The 249-nt window shown below is 71.9% G+C and carries 1 protein-coding gene; it reads left to right on the plus strand.

The annotated features are described in order from the left end of the window. Positions 1 to 249, plus strand: a 249-nt coding sequence (locus SB751_RS33640) for a DUF802 domain-containing protein (RefSeq protein WP_410749449.1), incomplete at both ends; no start/stop codon positions are given.

Here is a 249-nt window from a genome sequence, read left to right on the forward strand (position 1 = left end):
GCCGAACTGGGCCGCCAATGGCGCCAGGCCGGCGAGCAGACCGCCGCCCGCCACCAGGAACTGGAACAGTTGCTGGCCCGCACCGCGCAGGACCTGACCGCCCAGACCCAGGCGCAGGCCGCGTTGCTGGAGAACTTGTCGACCCGCCTGGAAACGGCGGCCGGCGGCGTGACCCAGGCCTGGACCGAGGCGCAGGTGCGCCAGGAACTGGCCAACGAGAAACTGGCCAGCGACAACCAGCAGGCCCTG

The organism is Cupriavidus sp. SIMBA_020, assembly GCF_046535395.1.
GTDB classification, from domain to species: Bacteria; Pseudomonadota; Gammaproteobacteria; order Burkholderiales; family Burkholderiaceae; genus Cupriavidus; species Cupriavidus campinensis.